Genomic DNA, 1,073 nt, shown 5'->3' on the forward strand with positions numbered 1-1,073 from the left:
AAGCACGAGGGATCAACACATTCTTGGTCTGATGGATCGGCAGTCCCGTGTCCAGGGTCTCCAACTCGGCCAAATGCGGAACGTTTTGCTCAATCAACTCGCCAAGTTTGCGCATCAGTCGTGCGCGCTCTTTGGCAGGCGTATTGGCCCATTTAGGAAAGGCTTCCTTGGCCGCCGCCACGGCCTGTGCTACTTCTTCGGCACCCCCACTGGCCACTTCACCAATCGCTTCGCCGGTAGCCGGATTGTAGTTGGTGAAGGTGTCTTTGCTTTCGACCTCACGGCCATTGATCCAATGTTTGATCATACTGCTCAAGCCTCTTTACGTGCGGAGAAAAAATCCGCTTCGCTGACAATTCGATTTACGAGGCGACCAACGCCTTCGACTTCCACGATCACTTCATCGCCTGGAACTACGTCTGCAAGGCCTTCCGGCGTACCGGTGGCGATCATGTCGCCTGGCTGCAGGGTCATGAAACTGGACAGGTATTCGATCAGGTAAGGGATGTCGAAGATCATGTCTTTGGTCGAGCCTTCTTGACGAAGCTCACCATTGATCCAAGTGCGCAGTTTCAGATTGCTCGGATCGGGGACATCTGCAACATCGACAATCCAAGGGCCGACCGGGGTCGTGGCGTCACGGTTTTTTACCCGCAAATTCGGGCGGTAGTAGTTTTCCAGGTAGTCGCGGATTGCGTAGTCGTTACACACGGTGTAACCCGCCAGATAGCTCAGCGCATCTTCACGCTTGACGTTGCGAGCAGGCTTGCCGATGACTGCAACCAGCTCGCACTCATAGTGCATGTAGGCAATGTTTTCAGGTCTCCAAGTGATCTGATTGTGGCCGGTGTAGGTGCCCGTTGATTTAACGAACACCAAAGGTTCGGTTGGCGGCGCGAAGGCGAGTTCGGCAGCGTGATCGGCATAGTTCAAGCCGAGGGCAAACATGTTGCCATTGGCCGGCGGCAGCCACTCGACTTGGTCTTCGGTGAGGGAGCGACCATCGGTCAGATGTACGTTGTTGTCTGCATCAACCGTGACGGAATGTATTTGGCTTTCGATTCGGATAAGAG

Annotated in this window: 2 protein-coding genes; both read right to left on the reverse strand. The window is 54.6% G+C overall.

Translation table 11 applies throughout. The features are described from left to right. Positions 1 to 307: aldehyde dehydrogenase family protein (locus AC1DRJ_RS29090; RefSeq protein ID WP_477805170.1), on the reverse strand; the 307-nt coding region annotated here is incomplete at its 3' end. A 5-nt stretch (positions 308 to 312) separates the two neighbouring features. Continuing rightward, positions 313 to 1,068, reverse strand: a complete 756-nt coding sequence (locus AC1DRJ_RS29095) for a fumarylacetoacetate hydrolase family protein (RefSeq protein ID WP_477805171.1) — start codon at positions 1,066 to 1,068, stop codon at positions 313 to 315. Positions 1,069 to 1,073: the final 5 nt, after the last annotated feature.

The sequence above is a fragment of the Pseudomonas sp. P5_B2 genome (genome assembly GCF_056400445.1).